The organism is Herbaspirillum frisingense GSF30 (assembly GCF_000300975.2).
Classification (GTDB): Bacteria; Pseudomonadota; Gammaproteobacteria; order Burkholderiales; family Burkholderiaceae_D; genus Herbaspirillum; species Herbaspirillum frisingense.
In genome coordinates, this window is record NZ_AEEC02000006.1 from 97,688 (window position 1) to 113,925 (window position 16,238).

The window sequence follows — 16,238 nt, forward strand, 5'->3', positions numbered from 1 at the left end:
ATCTCGAAAGTTTGGGTTGAATGGGTTACAGGGGCTGGCGCACAGGTCTGCTCTTCCTGGTCAGTGCTAGAAGTGGGTTCAGACGGTCAGCTGGGTCGGATGGAATACGCTTTAAAGCAGATTGAATTTGGGTGGCTAAAACCCGGTGTCAGTATCAAAGCGCCATCGCGGAGCCATATATGGAAAGCCGCAGATCGGAAATAGGACTCGCAGGATGCCATTGCTTCAGATTTGAATAGATCTTCGTTCTGCTCCAATAGGTATTGAACCGCATCCTCGCTCAAAGAAATGAAGTTGGGATCAAAAGTGACCCCTGCTTTTAATAGATCGGGCGCGTACATTTTCAGCATCTTTCGTCGTGAAATAACAGCGCCTGAGCGTATGGAAAAATTTCCCGCAACCATATCGAAATGCGGTTGACTGTAACAAGCGCCTGAGATTTTGAAGATCACGCTCAACGTGTCACCTTCCAGGTTGATATGCGTCAGTTCGGCTTCATATCCCCATGGGCTTGCGACCAGAGGATCACGGCAATAGCGCGCTTCCGAGTAAATCGCCTCATACAACTTGTCGATCTCCTTGTTGATCCTCATCGCCTGAATTTTTCCAAGTCTTCTGGAGGCTTGCATCGTGATCTTTTCAAGATAGATCCTGTTGATTTCGTCTTTCGGTCCGGACTGGCGATAGATTTCCTTCTTGAAGCGAAGATCGCTTGATGCATATTCAGTTGTGGCATATTGAATTCTGTACCTGAAACGGCGGCAAGAGTACCAGCCGATTCTCTTCTACCCACACCCTGAAACCTGTCCTTCGCAGAAAAAAATCACAAGACTCTTGCAGATCGGGTGTGAACGTGCCTTCGTTCTGCTCCATGAGAATCGAGAATGCATCGTCTCCCAAGATCAGGAAGTCGTGGCTCACTTCTGCACCAGCCCTTAACAAGGAGGGTGCATATCTTTCCAGGAGCGTTCTTGTGGAAATCGGTTTGCCTGTTGGTATCGAGAAGTTGGCTGCGAATGTTTCGAAATTTGGCTGTCCAGAACAGCCTTCAGCTATGTCAAACAGGATGCTCAGAGTGGTTTTCCCAAAGTTGGTTTTTTCATACTTAAGCACATGGCCCCACGGTCCAGGCCACTGAGGGTCGTAGCACGCACTGGCGCTCTTATGAAAGGAGATATTCAGTCTCTGTAATTCTGAATTGATTCTTTTGATCTGCGCATTTCCCAACTTCTCCGAGCTTTTGATCAACACCTTGTCGATTTCGATGTTCTGGTATGAGGCTTGCTCACCAATCTGCTTTTGAGTTTTGATAATCAACTCGATTTCGTTAGTTTCGCGCTCTCCTGCAATGGAAACTTGAGACGAGAAAATGGCAGGTAGAATTATTGTTACTAGCCATTGGTGGTTCATAGAAGTACCTTTTTGATCCGTTGAGTATGGTTGATTCGGTCGCCGAGAGCCGAATTTTTTTCCCATAAGGGCGTGTCCTTGCCGCCATTAACAGCGTGAGTTACCGCTCGAACATCATCTCTGTCCATGGCAGCTGCAGTGGATGATCTGAAAAGAACGCTGTACCAAACCCCGCCGTCCACGCAGTTATAGACGTTCTCCAGAATGCGGTCGGGGTTATCGATGAGTGGAGGTCTCTTGGGCGGCTTGGACGGCGTTTCTTTAGTTGCGGGTGTCTCCCATCCAGGATCAAAATCAATTCCCTTTTTCAACCACCCTCTGAATGCCCAATACTCGCCATAGTTAAAGCGGCCGGTAATTTGCTTGATTCCTCGGCCTCTGAATTTTTTTCCGTCTCCAGGAGAAACGTTGCCGATATCTGTTCGCCCTTCGTAATCGCTGCCATCATGTTCTTCAAGCATTCGGTTCAAACTCATAGACTCGACCGCTCCTTGACCGAAGAAATGCGCCATCCTCAACCGCGTATTCAAACCATACTTAATGCAGCACTTATTGATTTCCACCCGATACTTCTCTCGCACGGCCTCCGGTGTGCCGTGGCTGATGGTCGCCGCATTCCCGGACGGCGCCGTTGGATAGATGTGCGCTAGCTCGTTCTTCGATAGCCACATGCATTTCGCCAGGTGTTCGATGAACTTGATCGGATGCGGGAGCAGGTGAACCAGTTGCGGTACGTCGGTTCGGCCAGGCCATCTCGGGCAAGATAGTTATTGCAGACCCGGTGTCTGATCGACAGCACCAGGAAATCATTACGGCCGTCTCGCGCGTCCCTGCCATAACGTTCGTGGTTGAAATGGTCCACCAGACGGAAATAGCGTCCTGCTTCCAGCGTGCGGCAATTTCCCTCCGCTTCGAAATACTTGCCGACGGCTTCGATCTCTTCCATGCGCAGCTTGGCTTGTCCATAGGCATCATCGAAATTCTTGCAGCCATAGGAGCCCGCATATTCATACTGTTCCATGCGCGGGGCGCTGCCTTGCTGATTCAGTGTCGGCGCGGTGCGCAAGACCTGCCTGGGCTCGCAGAAATTGTATGAACTCACGCTGAAGCTGGACGGTACGAGCTCACGCACGGCCACCCAGCGATCGATGGCGTCTTCCTCGACGCTGCCACCTTGTGCGTGGAAGCGCACTTCCAGATCGCCGTCGATCGGAGCGGACCGATAGGGGTCATCGGCGATGATCAGGGTATGGCCTTGCTCGTCGTGCCGGAAAGAGTAAATCCAGCCCGCTGCTTCCCAGCGCCGGCTGAGGTAATTGAAGTCGGTTTCGTCAAACTGGCAGGCGTAGGTCATGGCAGCGCTGCCGCCGTATATCTGCCACTCCCAGTTGGGGTAGGCCGAATAGTCCCTGAAGATGCTGCTGGTCTGATCCTTCAAGGACTTGTAGTGGAAGACGTAGTTGTCCTTGCGCAGCTTGAGGAAACGCAGCCAGGGGCCGAGTGTGGCTTCGTAGAGCGCGATGCCACCGTCCGCATGGCATCTGCGGAAGCTGAATACGTAGCCTGAGAAGTAGCGCAAGCTGCCATCTGCGCGCACCAGCTCGATGTTGAGCAGCTTGCCTTGCATGTCCTTGAGTGCAATGCTGGGGTCGTCGGAGAGCAGCTTGACCTTGTATTCGAAGTCGCGGGAGATACTTTCCACGGCGTCGATGCTGTCGACGACCATCTGCGCATCGGGTGCATCACGGTGGGGGAATGACAGGCGCAGCATGCGGTTGTGCTGCCGTCCTTTGATCAGTTCCTGAAATCTGGGAATGGTCCTGGTCATGCGGGCTCCGGGTAGGTTCCGGGTGCGCATCAAGCGGCGTCAATGGCCAGGGCCATTCATGAAGTCAGCGCAGACGGAGGATGGGGACAACGAGAAAGGGGAGATGGTAGCCAACGCAGAACACTCGCCATAGCGATGGAATTCTAGAAACGAGGACAGAATGCGAAGGAGGGGCAGGGGAGAAAAAACAAACCGCAAAGAGACCATGCTGGCGGCCCGGGATGGATGTCGAATCCCTTCAGAGCGCCAGTCCACGGCGTGGATGCGACAGTGGTCGCGTGACTATGCGGAGCTACGCGTCGCCGGGCGTGACCAGGCGTGAACAGGCGTGATTATTTATGAGGAAACCTGGGCCTGCAGCACGCCCCGCAACGCATTGCACACCACCACCTCTTGCGCGCGCATCAGTTCGGCGCGGGTGATGACGGCTTCGCGGGCCTGCCAGTGTGGATCGGCCAGGAGGACGCGGCGCATCACGCCTGGCAGCACACCGGCGGACAGGGGCGGGGTGCACCACTGCCCGTCAAGTTTGACGAAGACATTGCTGCGTCCCCCCTCGGTCAATTCGTCGCGCTCATTGAAGAACAGCATGTCGAAGCCGCCACGTCGTTCGGCTTCTTTCCAGGCCGCGTCGTAATGTGCGCGCCGCGTGCTCTTGTGGCGCAGGAAAAGGTCGTCGCTGGCGCAACGATGCTCGGCCAGGAAGACTGTCACCGGTCCCGTCAGCGGTAGCAGCGGTGCATGCTGCAGGCTGACGTTGCCGCCTGCATCCAGTGCCAGTCGCAGGCGCAGGACGACGTCCTTGGGCAGGCCGGCGCAGAGCGCATCGATCTGCTGACGCGTCGCCTTCTCGTCGCAGGGAAAACCGAACACCGCCGCCGAGGCCTGCAGCCGCTGCAGGTGCAAGTCCAGATGACGGCAGCCGGCGTGGCTGGCGTGCATGGTCTCGAAGAGGCTGAATTCCTGTTCCAGCCCGGTGAGGAAAGCCGATTTCAGGCGGCATTCGGCAAATTCGGAGGCGGCGTCACTGTCGTAGACGATGCCCGCGCCCACGCCCATCACGCCCTGTCGCAGGCCATGCTCAGGCGCTTGCAGTTCCAGCGTGCGGATCGGTACCGACAGGCAGAAGTCACCGATGGTGCCGCCGCCTTCGCGTGGCGCGTCGAACCATCCGATGGCGCCGGTGTACAGGCCACGGGCCTCGGTTTCCAGCTCGTCGATGATTTCCATGGTGCGCCGCTTGGGCGCGCCGGTGATGGAGCCGCAGGGGTAGAGGGCGGCGATGACGGTGGCTAGCGTGGCGTCCTCGCGCAGGCGCGCGCGGATGGTGGAGGTCATCTGCAGCACCTGCCCATAGCGGCGCACGTCGAAGAGGTGCGGCACCTGGACCGAACCGGAGCGGGCCACGCGGCCCAGGTCGTTGCGCAGTAGGTCCACGATCATCAGGTTCTCGGCCCGGTTTTTTTCATCGTTGGCCAGGGCCAGGGCGCGCTGGGCATTGATCGTGTCGGCAGCGTCAGCCTGGGCATCCATGGCACGAGCGGTGCCTTTCATCGGCTTGGCCTTCAACATGCCATCCTGGTGCGAGACGAACAGTTCCGGCGAGCAGGACAACACCATGCCACCCTGCGCATCGCGCACCAGCGCACCGTAAGGCACCGGTTGGCGTGCCCGCAGGCGGCGGTAGAGCGTGATGGGGTCACCATGGACCTGGAAGTGCAGGCGATAGGTGTAATTGACCTGGTAGGTATCACCGGCGGCGATGTAGTCGCGGATGCGTCCGATGGCGGCGCTGAAGGCGGCCTCATCGACGCTGCTGCGCAGGTTGACGATGCCGGCCGCTTCGTCAGCGCATTGGCCGGCCAGCCAGGCATCGACTTCGGTCGCACCCAGGCGCTGGCAGTGCTGGAACAGCAGGACGCGCGCCAGCGGGGCCGACAGCGGCCGGTGCGGCAAGCCCTGCAGTGCCGCGCCCAGTTCGTAGCTCCACAAGGCGACCGCATGCTGGCCAGCGGCCAGCGCGGCCTGCATCTGCGCCAGCAGGGCCCCAAAGCCGGCGACGTCGGTGCAGGCCAGCGTGCGCAGGTGGCCGGTATAGAGGCGCGAGCGCGGTTCGGCCGGCGTGGCGAGATGGTCGTCGAGGAGGGCGAAGCAGTCGGTCATGGAACAGGGGGGGGCAAGGACGGCAAGGACGGCAAGGGCAGGCAGGGCGGGCAGCGCAGCACCGCCGGCAGCATGATAGCGTAAAAGGTATACTTGAAGGCTTGCCACGCTGCCAGGGCGCTGTCCCTTCACTACCTAGTCCGATGCCCATTCCACGCACCTTCATCATTCCCCTGATCGTCGCCTGTGCGCTGTTCATGGAACAGATGGATTCCACCGTCATCTCGACGTCCCTGCCGGCGCTGGCGCTGGACATGAATGTCGATCCGATTTCGCTCAAGCTGGCGCTGACCTCCTACCTGGTCAGCCTGGCCGTCTTCATTCCCATCTCGGGCTGGATGGCCGACCGCTTCGGCTCGCTCACCATCTTCCGCACCGCCATCTGTGTCTTCATGCTGGGCTCCATCCTGTGCGGGGCTTCCTCGACCCTGCCGCAGTTCGTGGCGGCGCGGTTCCTGCAGGGCATCGGCGGCGCCATGATGGTGCCGGTGGGGCGCCTGGTGATCCTGCGCAGCGTGGAAAAGGTCAACCTCGTCAAGGCACTGTCCTACCTGACCATTCCTGCGCTGTTCGGGCCGGTGCTGGGGCCGCCGCTGGGCGGCTTCATCACGACCTACTTCCACTGGCGCTGGATCTTCTTCATCAATATCCCGATCAGCATTCTCGGCCTCTACCTGGCCACGCGCTTCATTCCCGACCTCAAGGCCGAGCAGGTGGCGCCGCTCGATTTCAAGGGTTTCGTGCTCTCGGCGCTGGGTTGCTCGCTGCTGATGATGGGACTGGCGACCTCCGGCCGGCACCTGGTCTCGGGCGATGTCTCGCTGGCCTGCGTGGTGGCGGGCGTGCTGTTCCTGGCGGCTTACGTGTGGCATGCGCGTCGTGCCACGGCGCCGCTGATCGACCTGGCGCTGTTGAAGATTCCCACCCTGCGCGCCGGTGTCTTCGGCGGCTCGCTCTATCGCGTGGGGATCGGCGCCATCCCCTTCCTGCTGCCGCTGATGCTGCAACTGGGCTTTGGCTATACGCCTTTCCATTCGGGGCTGTTGACCTGCGCCTCGGCGGCCGGGGCCATGTTCATGAAGACCATCGCCGCCCGCTTCCTGCGGCGCTATGGGTTCCGCCGGGTGCTGCTGGTCAATGGCGCGCTGGGCGTGCTGGGCTTGTGGGCCATCGCCGGCTTCACGCCGCAGACGCCGTATCTGCTGATGGTGCTGGTCCTGCTCATCGGTGGCTGCTTCCGTTCACTGCAGTTCACCAGCCTCAATGCGATTTCCTACGCCGATGTCGACAAGCAGCGCCTGAGCCAGGCCACCAGCATGGCCAGCGTGGCGCAGCAGTTGTCCATCGGCATGGGCGTGGTGCTGGCCGGTTTTGCCCTGCAGATGTCCAACGACCTCCAGGGTCATGCCACCCTGGTGGCCCAGGATTTCTGGCCGGCCTTCCTGGTGGTGGGCGCGGTAGCGGCGCTGGCGCTGCTGATGCTGCGCCAGTTGCCGCATGATGCCGGCGCCGAGATGGCCGGGCAGCAAGAGAACAAGTCGGCCTGACGCGGCCGCCACGACGAGGAGCGCAATGCGTAGCGATCAGTCCTACAAAGCCCTGTGGTTCCCGCTGGGTGCCGTCCTGATCTGGGCCGGCAACACGGTCATCAGCAAGATGTCGGCCAGCGTCATCGCGCCCGAGGATATTTCCTTTTACCGCTGGGTACTGGCGGCGGCGCTGATGTCGCCCTTCCTGGCGCGCTCGACCTGGGCCGCACGCGCGCAGATCCGACCCCACCTGGGCAAGATCCTGGTGCTGGCGCTGCTGGGCATGGTGCTGTTCCAGAGCCTGGCCTATTTCGCCGCCGCCACCGCGTCGGCCACCAGCATGGGCATCATTGCCTCGCTGATGCCCTTGCTGACGCTGGTGCTGAGCATCAAGCTGCTGTCCGAACCGCCCACCATCGGCACCCTGGCCGGCGGGGTGCTGTCGCTGTTCGGCCTGGCGGTGCTGATCGGGCGCGGTCACCCGCAGAACCTGTTCGAGCAGGGCGTGGTCACCGGGGATCTGCTGATGCTGCTGGCCACCATCGCCTATGGTCTGTATGGCGTGATGCTGCGGCGCTGGGCGCTGCCCCTGCGCACCTGGCAATTGCTGTACATGCAGGTGCTCATGGCGGTGGTGCTGCTGTTCCCGGGCTTCGTGCTGGGGCATCATTCGCCCATCACCCGCGACAACCTGCCCATCCTGCTGTATGCGGGCATTGCCGCTTCCATCCTCTCGCAGTTCCTGTGGATGCGCGGCGTGGCCTACCTGGGCGCCAGCCGCTGTTCCATTTTCGTGAACCTGATGCCGGTGTTCACTGTCATCATTGCGGTAGCGGCGCTGGGTGAGCAATTGCATGGCTACCACGCCGTGGGCGGCCTGATCACGCTGGCCGGGGTGATCATGGCGCAGGTGTTCAAGCAGCGCCTGCGCTGGCGTGCCGGCTGACAGAGTCCGGTCGATCCGACAAGAACAGGTAGAGAACAGGAAAGAGACATGATCGATCCCACCATGATCGTCAATTGCACGGTCTACAAGAAGGGCAAGAAGCTGCGGGACATCACCCTCGATGAAATCAGCGACGTGCTGGAAGAGGAGGGGACCTTCGTCTGGCTGGGCCTGCTGGAACCCAATGTCGAGCTGATGAACAAGATCAAGGAAGAGTTCTGCCTGCACGAACTGGCGGTGGAAGACGCCTATGCCGCTCACCAGCGGCCCAAGATCGAGGAATACGGCGATACCCTCTTCGTGGTCCTGCACACGGCCCAGCTGGCCGGCGGCGAGGTGCAGTTCGGCGAGACCCACATCCTCACCGGTCCGCGCTTCGTGGTCACGGTGCGGCACGGTGCCTCGCGCAGCTATGCCAAGGTACGCGAGCATTGCGAGATGCTGCCCGAGCGCCTGGTGCGCGGCCCCAGCTTCGTGCTCTATTCCATCATGGACTTCGTGGTCGACAACTACCGACCCATCATGGACGACCTGGAAGCCAAGTTCAGCCAGTACGAGGAACAGCTCTTCAACCCCGGCGCCATCAGCGGCAAGGCCTACCTGCAGGAGCTCTACCAGTTGAAGCGCCAGCTGATCCGCCTGCGCTCGGCGGCCTCGCCGCTGCTGGATGTCTGCACCCAGCTGCTGCGTTTCCATGAAGGGCTGATCACCAAGGACGGCAAGGCCTACTTCCGCGACATCTACGACCACGTGGTGCGCTTCATCGACACCGGCGACCGCCTGCGCGAAATGGTGGAGTCGGCGGTGCAGATCAACCTGGCCCAGGTCACCATCCACCAGAACGAGATCGTGCAGACCCTGGCTGGCTGGGGTGCCATCCTGGCCATCCCGACCATGATCTTCAGCCTCTATGGCATGAACTTCGCGCACATGCCCGGCTTGTCCTGGCAATGGAGTTTCCCGCTGGTTCTGGGGGGCATCATCACCGCATGCACGCTGCTGTGGCGGCGTCTGCGCAAGGCAGGATGGCTCTAGGCTGCCGCTCCAGTCCAACCGGTCTTTTCCTTTCAGATCATAGCGAGGTGGGTGCGACAATTGGTCGCAGCCACCGGCTGTCCCGCGCTTTTATACTCCCGCCTGCCTTGATCGGCGGCACGAACAGGCAGCGTCAGACACGCATGGCCGGACCTGGTTCGGCTGGCTCGTGTTTCCGATGCCTGTCTTTCTTCTTGCTAAATGCAACACGGTTGCATAAAATGCCGGCCTGACCGCGTGAGCCGGTCACCACGCTCGCGGCAAGGCAGCTCAGCACCCAGCCGCAACACACAAAAAACACAAGGGAAAAGATGAAAATGACCGCACTGCGGGCGGCCGTGCTGGGCGCGCTCGCCATGAGCCAGGCCCAGAACCTGGCCTGGGGCGCCGATACCACCACCAACACCGCCGCCACCTCCGCCAGCGCCGACAGCGGACTGGGGCAGGTCGTGGTGACCGGCACCGGCGAGCGCCAGCAATACCGCCAGAACGCGACCTCCAGCGCCACCCGCAGCGAGACCCCCTTGCAGGAGTTGCCGCAATCGGTCCAGGTGGTGTCGCGCCAGCTGATCGACGACCTGGCCGCCACGCGGCTGGATGACGTGCTGCTTTACGTGAGCGGGGTGGCCAGGCAGAACAATTTCGGCGGTCTGTGGGACAACTATTCCATCCGCGGCTTTTCCGGCAGCGAAAACGGCGGCATGAACATCCTCTGGAACGGCTTCGCCTCCAACCGTGGTTATGCGCCGCCGCGCGACATGGCCAACGTCGAGAGCGTGGACTTCCTCAAGGGACCGGCGGCGGCCCTGTACGGCAATAGCGAGCCGGGCGGCACCATCAACGTGGTCAGCAAGAAGCCGCAGTTCAAGTCGGCCAATGCGCTGGATCTGTCCATCGGCACCAACAACACCTACCGCAGTGCCGTCGATTCCACCGGCGCCATCAACAGCGAAGTGGCCTACCGCATCAACGCTGCCATGGAGCACAAGGGCAGCATGCGCGACGACGTCACCAGCCAGCGCGAATTCCTGGCGCCGGCCTTCACCTGGGTGTTGTCGGACCGTACGGTTCTGAACTACGAGGGCGAATTCCTGCGCCAGAAGGCGCCGCTGGATCGCGGCATCGTCGCCGTCAACGGTAATCCGGGCGTGCTGCCGGTCTCGCGCTTTCTGGGCGAGCCACGCGATGGCGACATCAAGATGGAAAACCGCAACCACCTGCTGACGCTGGAACATCGCCTGGACGACAACTGGCATGTGCGCACCGGCGTGTTCCACAAGGATGGCAGCCTGGATGGCTTCTCCACCGAGGCCTCCGCCCTGCAGGCCGACAACGCCACCCTGCGTCGCCAGCGCCGCTATCGCGACTACAGCTGGCACGACACCTCGTTGCAGGCCGAACTGGGCGGCAAGCTGCAGACCGGTGGCATCGGCCATGAGGTGCTGGTCGGCACCGAGATCGACTGGCTGACGCTGGACCAGCGCATGCTGCGTATCAATCCCAGCGCCGCTGCGCCCTATGCAGTCAACATCTACACCCCGGTCTACGGCCAGGCGCAACCCACGCCCCTGCCCAACACCGATACCAGCGAGCGCCAGATCAGCACCGCGCTCTATGTGCAAGATCAGGTGAGCCTGTCGGATCGCTGGAAATTGCTGGCCGGCGTGCGTGCCGATTCCTTCCGCTCCACCCTGAACTCCACCCTGAACAACGGGCGCAGCGGTGCGACCACGCGCCAGGACAAGAGCGCCGTTTCGCCGCGCCTGGGCCTGACCTACCTGATCACGCCCGCCTGGTCGGTCTATGCCAGCGCCAGCAAGTCCTTCCGCCCCAACAGCGGCAGCGACGTGCAGGGCAATGCCTTCAGTCCCGAGACCGCCCGCGCATCCGAAGCGGGTCTGAAGTTCCAGAGCCAGGACCAGCGCAGCGGCGCCACCCTGGCCGTGTTCGACATCACCAAGCAGAATGTGCTGACCACCGATCCGTCCAATCCCTCGTTCTCGGTGGCGGCTGGCGAAGTGCGCAGCAAGGGCGTGGAACTGGATGCCAATGCCAAGCTCGGACGCCACTGGCGCCTGACTGGCAACCTGGCCTATACCGACGCCTATGTCGCCAAGGACAACACTCTCACCGTCGGTGCGCGGCTGGTCAACGTGCCGCGCGTGTCGGGCAGCCTGCTGGCAGTGTTCGAGGATGTCGATGCGCACGGCGCACCCTTTGGCGTGGGCGGCGGCGCCAGCTATGTCGGGGCGCGTACCGGCGACCAGGCCGGCAGCTTCCGGTTGCCCGCCTATGCCACGGCGCGGGCGCTGGCCTACTGGCAGTTCACGCCACGCATGAAGCTCTCGCTGGACGTCAATAATCTTTTCAACAAGCGTTACTACACCAGCTCCTACAACAACCTGTGGATCATGCCGGGTGACGAGCGCAATGCCATGCTGGCGTTGAACGTCCGGTTCTGAGGGCGGCCCTGTGTCCCATCACCTGAACGCAGCGCGCCGCCGGGCCCTGCTGGCGGCCGCCGCGCTGGCCGCTGTCCAGCCCTGGCGCAGCGCATTGGCGCACGGCGACGATGCGCCGCACTCGCATGCCGTCACCCGGGCGGATGCCGGCGTGCTGACCGTGGTCGGCCCCTGGGAAATGACCGGCCTCGACCCCTCGCGCTCCGGCTACATGTTCGCCCGCATGGAAGTGGTGGAGACGCTGCTGGAGGTGGACGACAGCGGCCACTTGCGTGCGGGCCTGGCCACTACCTGGCGGGTCAGCGATGACGGTCTGCAATGGCGTTTCGCACTGCGCAGCGGGCGACGCTACCATGATGGTAGCGCGCTCACCCCGGCCAGCGTGCTGGCCTGCCTGCAGCGCGCCGCCCAGCGGCCGGGCGTATTGCAGCTGGCGGCGATCGCGACGATGCAGCTGGAGGGCAGTGACCTGGTCATCACCTTGCGCCAGCCCTTCAGCCCTTTCCCCTATCTGCTGACGCACTACACGACGCAGATCCTGGCACCGGCTTCCTTCGACGCCAAGGGCAATGTGCAGGCCATCATCGGGAGCGGGCCATATCGCATTCGTTCCCTGAGCCTGCCCCAGCAATTCGATGTCGAACGCGTGGCCTTGATCGAGTCCGGGCAGGGCAGGCCGATCCAGCGGGCGCGCTACATCAGCGTCTCGCGTGCGGAGACGCGCACCCTGCTGGTCCAGAGCGGTCAGGCTGATCTTGCCTTCTCGCTGGACCCGCCCAGCATCCGGGCGCTGCAAGACCATCCACGCGCGGCCCTGCTGTCGACCATGCTGCCGCGTACCACCATTCTGAAGCTCAACGCCGGTCATCCCTTCCTGGCCGATGTGCGCGTGCGACGCGCCATCGCGCTATGCATCGAACGCGAAGGCATCGCCCGCGCCCTGCTGCGCGACCCCGACCTCGGTGCTACGCAACTGTTTCCCCCCGCGCTGGCGCGCTGGCACGACGCCAGCCTGCCGCCCTTGCAGACAGACCTGAAACAGGCCCGCCGCCTGCTGGAGGAGGCCGGCTGGCGTCTCGGTACGGACGGCGTGCGGTGGCGTGAGGGCCAGCGGCTGGCCTTGAATCTGACGACCTTCGTGGATCGTCCCGAACTGCCCCTGATCGCCACTGCCTTGCAGGAAGAGATGCGCCAGATCGGCATTGCCGTGCGGGTGGTGATTGGCAATTCCAGCGATATCCCGGCCGGTCATCGCAGCGGCTTGCTGCAGATGGCGCTGGCGGCGCGCAACTACGGCAATCTTCCCGAACCGGTGGCCAGCCTGCTGCAGGATTTCGGTCCCGAGGGCGGCGACTGGGGCGCCATGGGCTGGCGCAATGCCGAGGTGCCGGCGCTGCTGGCGCAACTGGCGGCCGCGCCGGCCGTGCCTGCCGACCGTGACCGAGACCGTGACAGCAGCCTGCGCCAGCGCATCACCGCCGTGCTGCAGGAGCAGTTGCCGGTGATCCCGGTGGTCTGGTATCGCCAGACCTGCGCCGTCAGCCGGCGCCTGCGTGGCGCCAGCATCGACCCCTTTGAACGCAGTTACCGGATCTCTTCCCTGCAATGGACCTGAATCGATTATTGAGCGCGGCCACCCGGCGCCGCTTGCTGCTCGCGCTGGGGCAGCGCCTGCTGCAGGCCGCTCTGGTGGCGCTGCTGGTGGGCACGCTGTGTTTCGTCATGACGCGCATGCTGCCCGGCGACATGGCCTACCGCATTGCGGCCGGGCGCTACGGCTATGACATGGTCACCACCGAGGCCGCGCTGGCCGTGCGTGCGGAACTGGGCCTGGACCGGCCCTGGTTCATGGCCCTGAGCGAATGGTGGGGCCGCCTGTTGCATCTGGACCTGGGAATGTCCCAGGTCACTGCCTTGCCGGTGCTGGTGGAGATCGGTCATCAACTGGGCCCGACGCTGCGCCTGTCGCTGCTGGCGATGGCGCTGTCGCTGGCCATCGGCCCCACTGCAGGTGTGCTGGCCGGGCTGCACCCGGGTGGCTGGCTGGACCGTGCCACGCTGGCCGTGTCGGTGGTCCTGCGGGCCTTGCCGTCCTTCCTGCTGGGGCTGTTGCTGGTGCTGCTGTTTTCGGTGCAGCTGGGTGCCTTGCCGGCAGCCGGTCATGGTGACCATGGCGGTATCCTGCTGCCGGCCCTGACGCTGGCGCTGGGCCTGGCGGCGGTGTCCTGCCGCGTGGCGCGTGATGTCATGGTGCAGGTCCGACGTTCCGAATACTTCAGTTTTGCGCTGACCAAAGGTTTGACCTTATCCCAGGCGCTGGCGCGCCATGGCCTGCGCAATGTGGCCGTACCGGTGGTGGCTTACCTGGGCGTGCAACTGGTGATGCTGGTCGAAGGCGTGGTGTTGGTGGAAACCATCTTTGCCTGGCCCGGCATCGGCCACGCACTGGTACATGCCATCTTCGGCCGCGACGTGCCGATGATCCAGGGCACTGCCCTGGTGCTGGGCCTGATGTTCGTCCTCTTCAATGCGCTGGTGGATGCCGCCTGCGCCTTCCTTGATCCGCGAGGCCGAGCATGAGCCGCCTTTCTGCTTCCGATGTCCTTGTCGAGCGCGGGGCAAGCCGCTGGACCTGCGGCCAGTCCGCCGGGCTGCTGCTGTTGCTGGCGGTGGCGCTGCTGGCGCTGGTCGGGCCGATCGTCATCGACATCGATCCTGCGCGTCAGCATCTGGCGCGCTTCCTTGAAGCGCCCAGCCTGGCGCAGCCGCTGGGTTACGACCAGCTTGGGCGCAGCATGCTGGCCAGGCTGGCGCATGGCGCCCGGCTGTCCTTGTCGCTGGCACTGGTAAGCGTGCTGTCGGCGGCCGTTCCTGGCTTTCTCATCGGTCTGCTGGCGGCCTGGTGCGGCGGCTGGACCGAGCGCGTGCTGGCGGCGCTGGCCGATGCCGTGCTGGCCTTGCCGGGCTTGTTGCTGGTGCTGCTGCTGGCGGCCTTGGCGCCGGGTGGCTTCTGGTCCTTGTACGTGGGCATTTCGCTGGCGCTCTGGGTGGAATATTTCCGCGTGGTGCGTGCCGCATGCCGCGTCCTGCTGGCCAGCCCGCAGGTGGAGGCCTCGCGCCTGTTGGGCTTTGGGCCTGCTTACATCATCCGCCGTCACGTATTGCCGGCCTTGCTGCCGCGTCTGCTGACGCTGATGCGCTTCGGCCTGGCCGGCGCGGTGCTGGCGATGTCGGCACTGGGCTTCGTGGGTGTGGGTCTGCAGCCGCCGACGCCGGAACTGGGCGTCATGATGATCGAACTATTGCCCTATTACCGTGAGGCGCCCTGGCTGGTGGGTGCGCCGGTGCTGGTGCTGTTCATGACCCTGCTGGGTTTGCTGCTGCTGTCGCCGCAGAAGGAGGCCGCATGAACGCGCAGGCGCCGGTGCCGGCGCTGTGCGTGCAAGACCTCGCGGTGCTGCACGGGGAGGATGTGCTGGTCGATGCGACCAGCTTTTCCATCCCGGCCGGTGGCGTGCTGACGTTGCTGGGCGAGAGTGGCTCCGGCAAGTCCTTGCTGGCCCAGGCCATCATGGGTCATCTGCCGGCCAACCTGCGCTGTACCGGGCGCATCAGCATCGATGGCGAAGCGGGGGAGGCTGCCGATGTCGCCCCGCGCCAGGCAGGGTGGGGCCGGCGTATCGCGCTGCTGCCCCAGGAACCCTGGCTGGCACTGGACCCAACCATGACCGTGGCGCAGCAGGTGGCCGAGACCTATGAGCTGGTCAGCCGGCCCGCCGTCGATACCCAGAACGACAGCCTGCGGACTGCCCGCAGCAACGCCCGGACGTCGGCGCTGGATGCGCTGGCCAGTCTGGGCCTGCGGGATGCGGCGGACAAATATCCTTTCATGATCTCCGGTGGCATGGCGCAGCGGGTGGCGTTCCTGGCCACGCATGCGGCCGGCGCACCGTTGCTGATCATCGACGAACCCACCAAGGGACTGGATGCCGACCGCCGTGGCGAAGTGCTGGCCCTGCTGCAGGCGGCCCGCAAGGAGGGTATGAGCCTTCTGTGCATCACCCACGACGTCTGGCTGGCGCGGGCGCTGGGCGGACAACTGGCGGTGATGCTGGAGGGACGCATGGTGGAGCGGGGCGAGGCCGAGGCGGTACTGGCCGCGCCGCAGCACACCTATACCCGGCGCCTGCTGGCGGCCGATCCTGCGTGCTGGCCGCTGCCTGCGCCAGTGCAAGCCGCAGCCGGCGATGTTGGCCGGGTCATTGCCGAGATCAGCGGCGTCAGCAAGGCCTTCGGCGAGCGTGTGTTGTTCAGTGATGTCAGTGCCCGCATCCACGCCGGTGAGATCCTGGCCATCAGCGGGCCCAGTGGGGCGGGCAAGACCAGCTTCGGCAATCTCCTGCTGGGCCTGCTCAAGCCCGATGCGGGAACCGTCACCCGCGCCGCCGGCCTGGCGCGCACGGCGTTCCAGAAGATCTATCAGGACCCGGCGGCGGCCTTTGCGCCCACCGTCAGCCTGCGCCAGTCCCTGCGGGACGTGGTGCGCCTGCACCAGCTGGACTGGAACCGGTTGGAGGCGCTGTTGGCGCGCATGCGGGTCGATACCGGGCTGCTGGATCGCCTGCCGCGCCAGGTATCGGGTGGCGAACTGCAGCGCATTGCATTGGCACGGGTGTTGTTAATGAAACCGACGCTGATCTTTGCCGACGAGCCTACCTCGCGGCTGGACCCGCTGACCCAGCAGGAAGTGATCGGCCTCTTGGTGGAAGAGGCCAGGGCAGCGGGTTGTGCGGTGCTGCTGGTGACGCACGACACCGATATCGTGCGCTGCGTGGCGGACCGGCAGATACGCCTGGGTAGCTGAC

At 63.4% G+C, this 16,238-nt stretch carries 13 protein-coding genes; 8 read left to right on the plus strand and 5 right to left on the minus strand.

Annotated elements, in window-relative coordinates; genetic code table 11:
- Positions 1-86: 86 nt before the first annotated feature.
- From HFRIS_RS06255 to pabB, 5 genes are all read right to left on the minus strand, one after another.
- Positions 87-629, minus strand: a complete 543-nt coding sequence (locus HFRIS_RS06255; protein ID WP_039874678.1) for a hypothetical protein — start codon at positions 627-629, stop codon at positions 87-89.
- 94 nt (positions 630-723) lie between these two features.
- Entirely contained in the window at positions 724-1,410 is a 687-nt protein-coding gene (locus HFRIS_RS06260) for a hypothetical protein (RefSeq protein WP_006462427.1), read from the minus strand.
- Positions 1,407-2,081, minus strand: a complete 675-nt coding sequence (locus tag HFRIS_RS24490; protein ID WP_051110884.1) for a glycoside hydrolase family 19 protein — start codon at positions 2,079-2,081, stop codon at positions 1,407-1,409. The genes HFRIS_RS06260 and HFRIS_RS24490 overlap by 4 nt, the downstream gene beginning before the upstream one ends.
- On the minus strand, positions 2,057-3,238 hold the full coding sequence (locus HFRIS_RS06270) for a type VI secretion system Vgr family protein (protein ID WP_161625966.1): 1,182 nt from the start codon (positions 3,236-3,238) through the stop codon (positions 2,057-2,059). Before HFRIS_RS06270 ends, HFRIS_RS24490 begins: the two co-directional genes overlap by 25 nt.
- Before the next feature lie 336 nt (positions 3,239-3,574).
- Entirely contained in the window at positions 3,575-5,401 is a 1,827-nt protein-coding gene (pabB, locus tag HFRIS_RS06275) for an aminodeoxychorismate synthase component I (RefSeq protein WP_006462430.1), read from the minus strand.
- Positions 5,402-5,544: 143 nt separating this feature from the next.
- Between pabB and HFRIS_RS06280 the strand changes: the two genes are divergently transcribed.
- From HFRIS_RS06280 to HFRIS_RS06315, 8 genes are all read left to right on the plus strand, one after another.
- Complete coding sequence (locus HFRIS_RS06280; RefSeq protein WP_006462431.1) at positions 5,545-6,948, plus strand: DHA2 family efflux MFS transporter permease subunit; 1,404 nt, start codon at positions 5,545-5,547, stop codon at positions 6,946-6,948.
- A 25-nt stretch (positions 6,949-6,973) separates the two neighbouring features.
- On the plus strand, positions 6,974-7,876 hold the full coding sequence (locus tag HFRIS_RS06285; RefSeq protein WP_006462432.1) for a DMT family transporter: 903 nt from the start codon (positions 6,974-6,976) through the stop codon (positions 7,874-7,876).
- A gap of 48 nt (positions 7,877-7,924) precedes the next feature.
- A complete protein-coding gene (locus HFRIS_RS06290) occupies positions 7,925-8,911 on the plus strand; it encodes a magnesium and cobalt transport protein CorA (protein WP_006462433.1) in 987 nt (328 codons plus the stop codon).
- A gap of 317 nt (positions 8,912-9,228) precedes the next feature.
- Complete coding sequence (locus tag HFRIS_RS06295; protein ID WP_006462434.1) at positions 9,229-11,373, plus strand: TonB-dependent siderophore receptor; 2,145 nt, start codon at positions 9,229-9,231, stop codon at positions 11,371-11,373.
- 10 nt (positions 11,374-11,383) lie between these two features.
- A complete protein-coding gene (locus tag HFRIS_RS06300) occupies positions 11,384-12,988 on the plus strand; it encodes an ABC transporter substrate-binding protein (protein ID WP_006462435.1) in 1,605 nt (534 codons plus the stop codon).
- On the plus strand, positions 12,979-13,953 hold the full coding sequence (locus HFRIS_RS06305; protein ID WP_039874681.1) for an ABC transporter permease: 975 nt from the start codon (positions 12,979-12,981) through the stop codon (positions 13,951-13,953). The genes HFRIS_RS06300 and HFRIS_RS06305 overlap by 10 nt, the downstream gene beginning before the upstream one ends.
- Positions 13,950-14,783, plus strand: coding sequence for an ABC transporter permease (locus tag HFRIS_RS06310; RefSeq protein ID WP_006462437.1), 834 nt, complete (start codon positions 13,950-13,952; stop codon positions 14,781-14,783). The genes HFRIS_RS06305 and HFRIS_RS06310 overlap by 4 nt, the downstream gene beginning before the upstream one ends.
- On the plus strand, positions 14,780-16,237 hold the full coding sequence (locus HFRIS_RS06315; RefSeq protein ID WP_006462438.1) for an ABC transporter ATP-binding protein: 1,458 nt from the start codon (positions 14,780-14,782) through the stop codon (positions 16,235-16,237). The genes HFRIS_RS06310 and HFRIS_RS06315 overlap by 4 nt, the downstream gene beginning before the upstream one ends.
- The last annotated feature ends 1 nt before the right edge of the window (position 16,238 follow it).

Bases quoted from the DNA above. Each gene is read 5' to 3' on its own strand.
- HFRIS_RS06255 (WP_039874678.1), bottom strand. From the start codon at position 629: ATGCAAGCCTCCAGAAGACTTGGAAAAATTCAGGCGATGAGGATCAAC.
- HFRIS_RS06260 (WP_006462427.1), bottom strand. From the start codon at position 1,410: ATGAACCACCAATGGCTAGTAACAATAATTCTACCTGCCATTTTCTCG.
- HFRIS_RS24490 (WP_051110884.1), bottom strand. From the start codon at position 2,081: ATGTGGCTATCGAAGAACGAGCTAGCGCACATCTATCCAACGGCGCCG.
- HFRIS_RS06270 (WP_161625966.1), bottom strand. From the start codon at position 3,238: ATGACCAGGACCATTCCCAGATTTCAGGAACTGATCAAAGGACGGCAG.
- pabB (WP_006462430.1), bottom strand. From the start codon at position 5,401: ATGACCGACTGCTTCGCCCTCCTCGACGACCATCTCGCCACGCCGGCC.
- HFRIS_RS06280 (WP_006462431.1), top strand. From the start codon at position 5,545: ATGCCCATTCCACGCACCTTCATCATTCCCCTGATCGTCGCCTGTGCG.
- HFRIS_RS06285 (WP_006462432.1), top strand. From the start codon at position 6,974: ATGCGTAGCGATCAGTCCTACAAAGCCCTGTGGTTCCCGCTGGGTGCC.
- HFRIS_RS06290 (WP_006462433.1), top strand. From the start codon at position 7,925: ATGATCGATCCCACCATGATCGTCAATTGCACGGTCTACAAGAAGGGC.
- HFRIS_RS06295 (WP_006462434.1), top strand. From the start codon at position 9,229: ATGACCGCACTGCGGGCGGCCGTGCTGGGCGCGCTCGCCATGAGCCAG.
- HFRIS_RS06305 (WP_039874681.1), top strand. From the start codon at position 12,979: ATGGACCTGAATCGATTATTGAGCGCGGCCACCCGGCGCCGCTTGCTG.
- HFRIS_RS06310 (WP_006462437.1), top strand. From the start codon at position 13,950: ATGAGCCGCCTTTCTGCTTCCGATGTCCTTGTCGAGCGCGGGGCAAGC.
- HFRIS_RS06315 (WP_006462438.1), top strand. From the start codon at position 14,780: ATGAACGCGCAGGCGCCGGTGCCGGCGCTGTGCGTGCAAGACCTCGCG.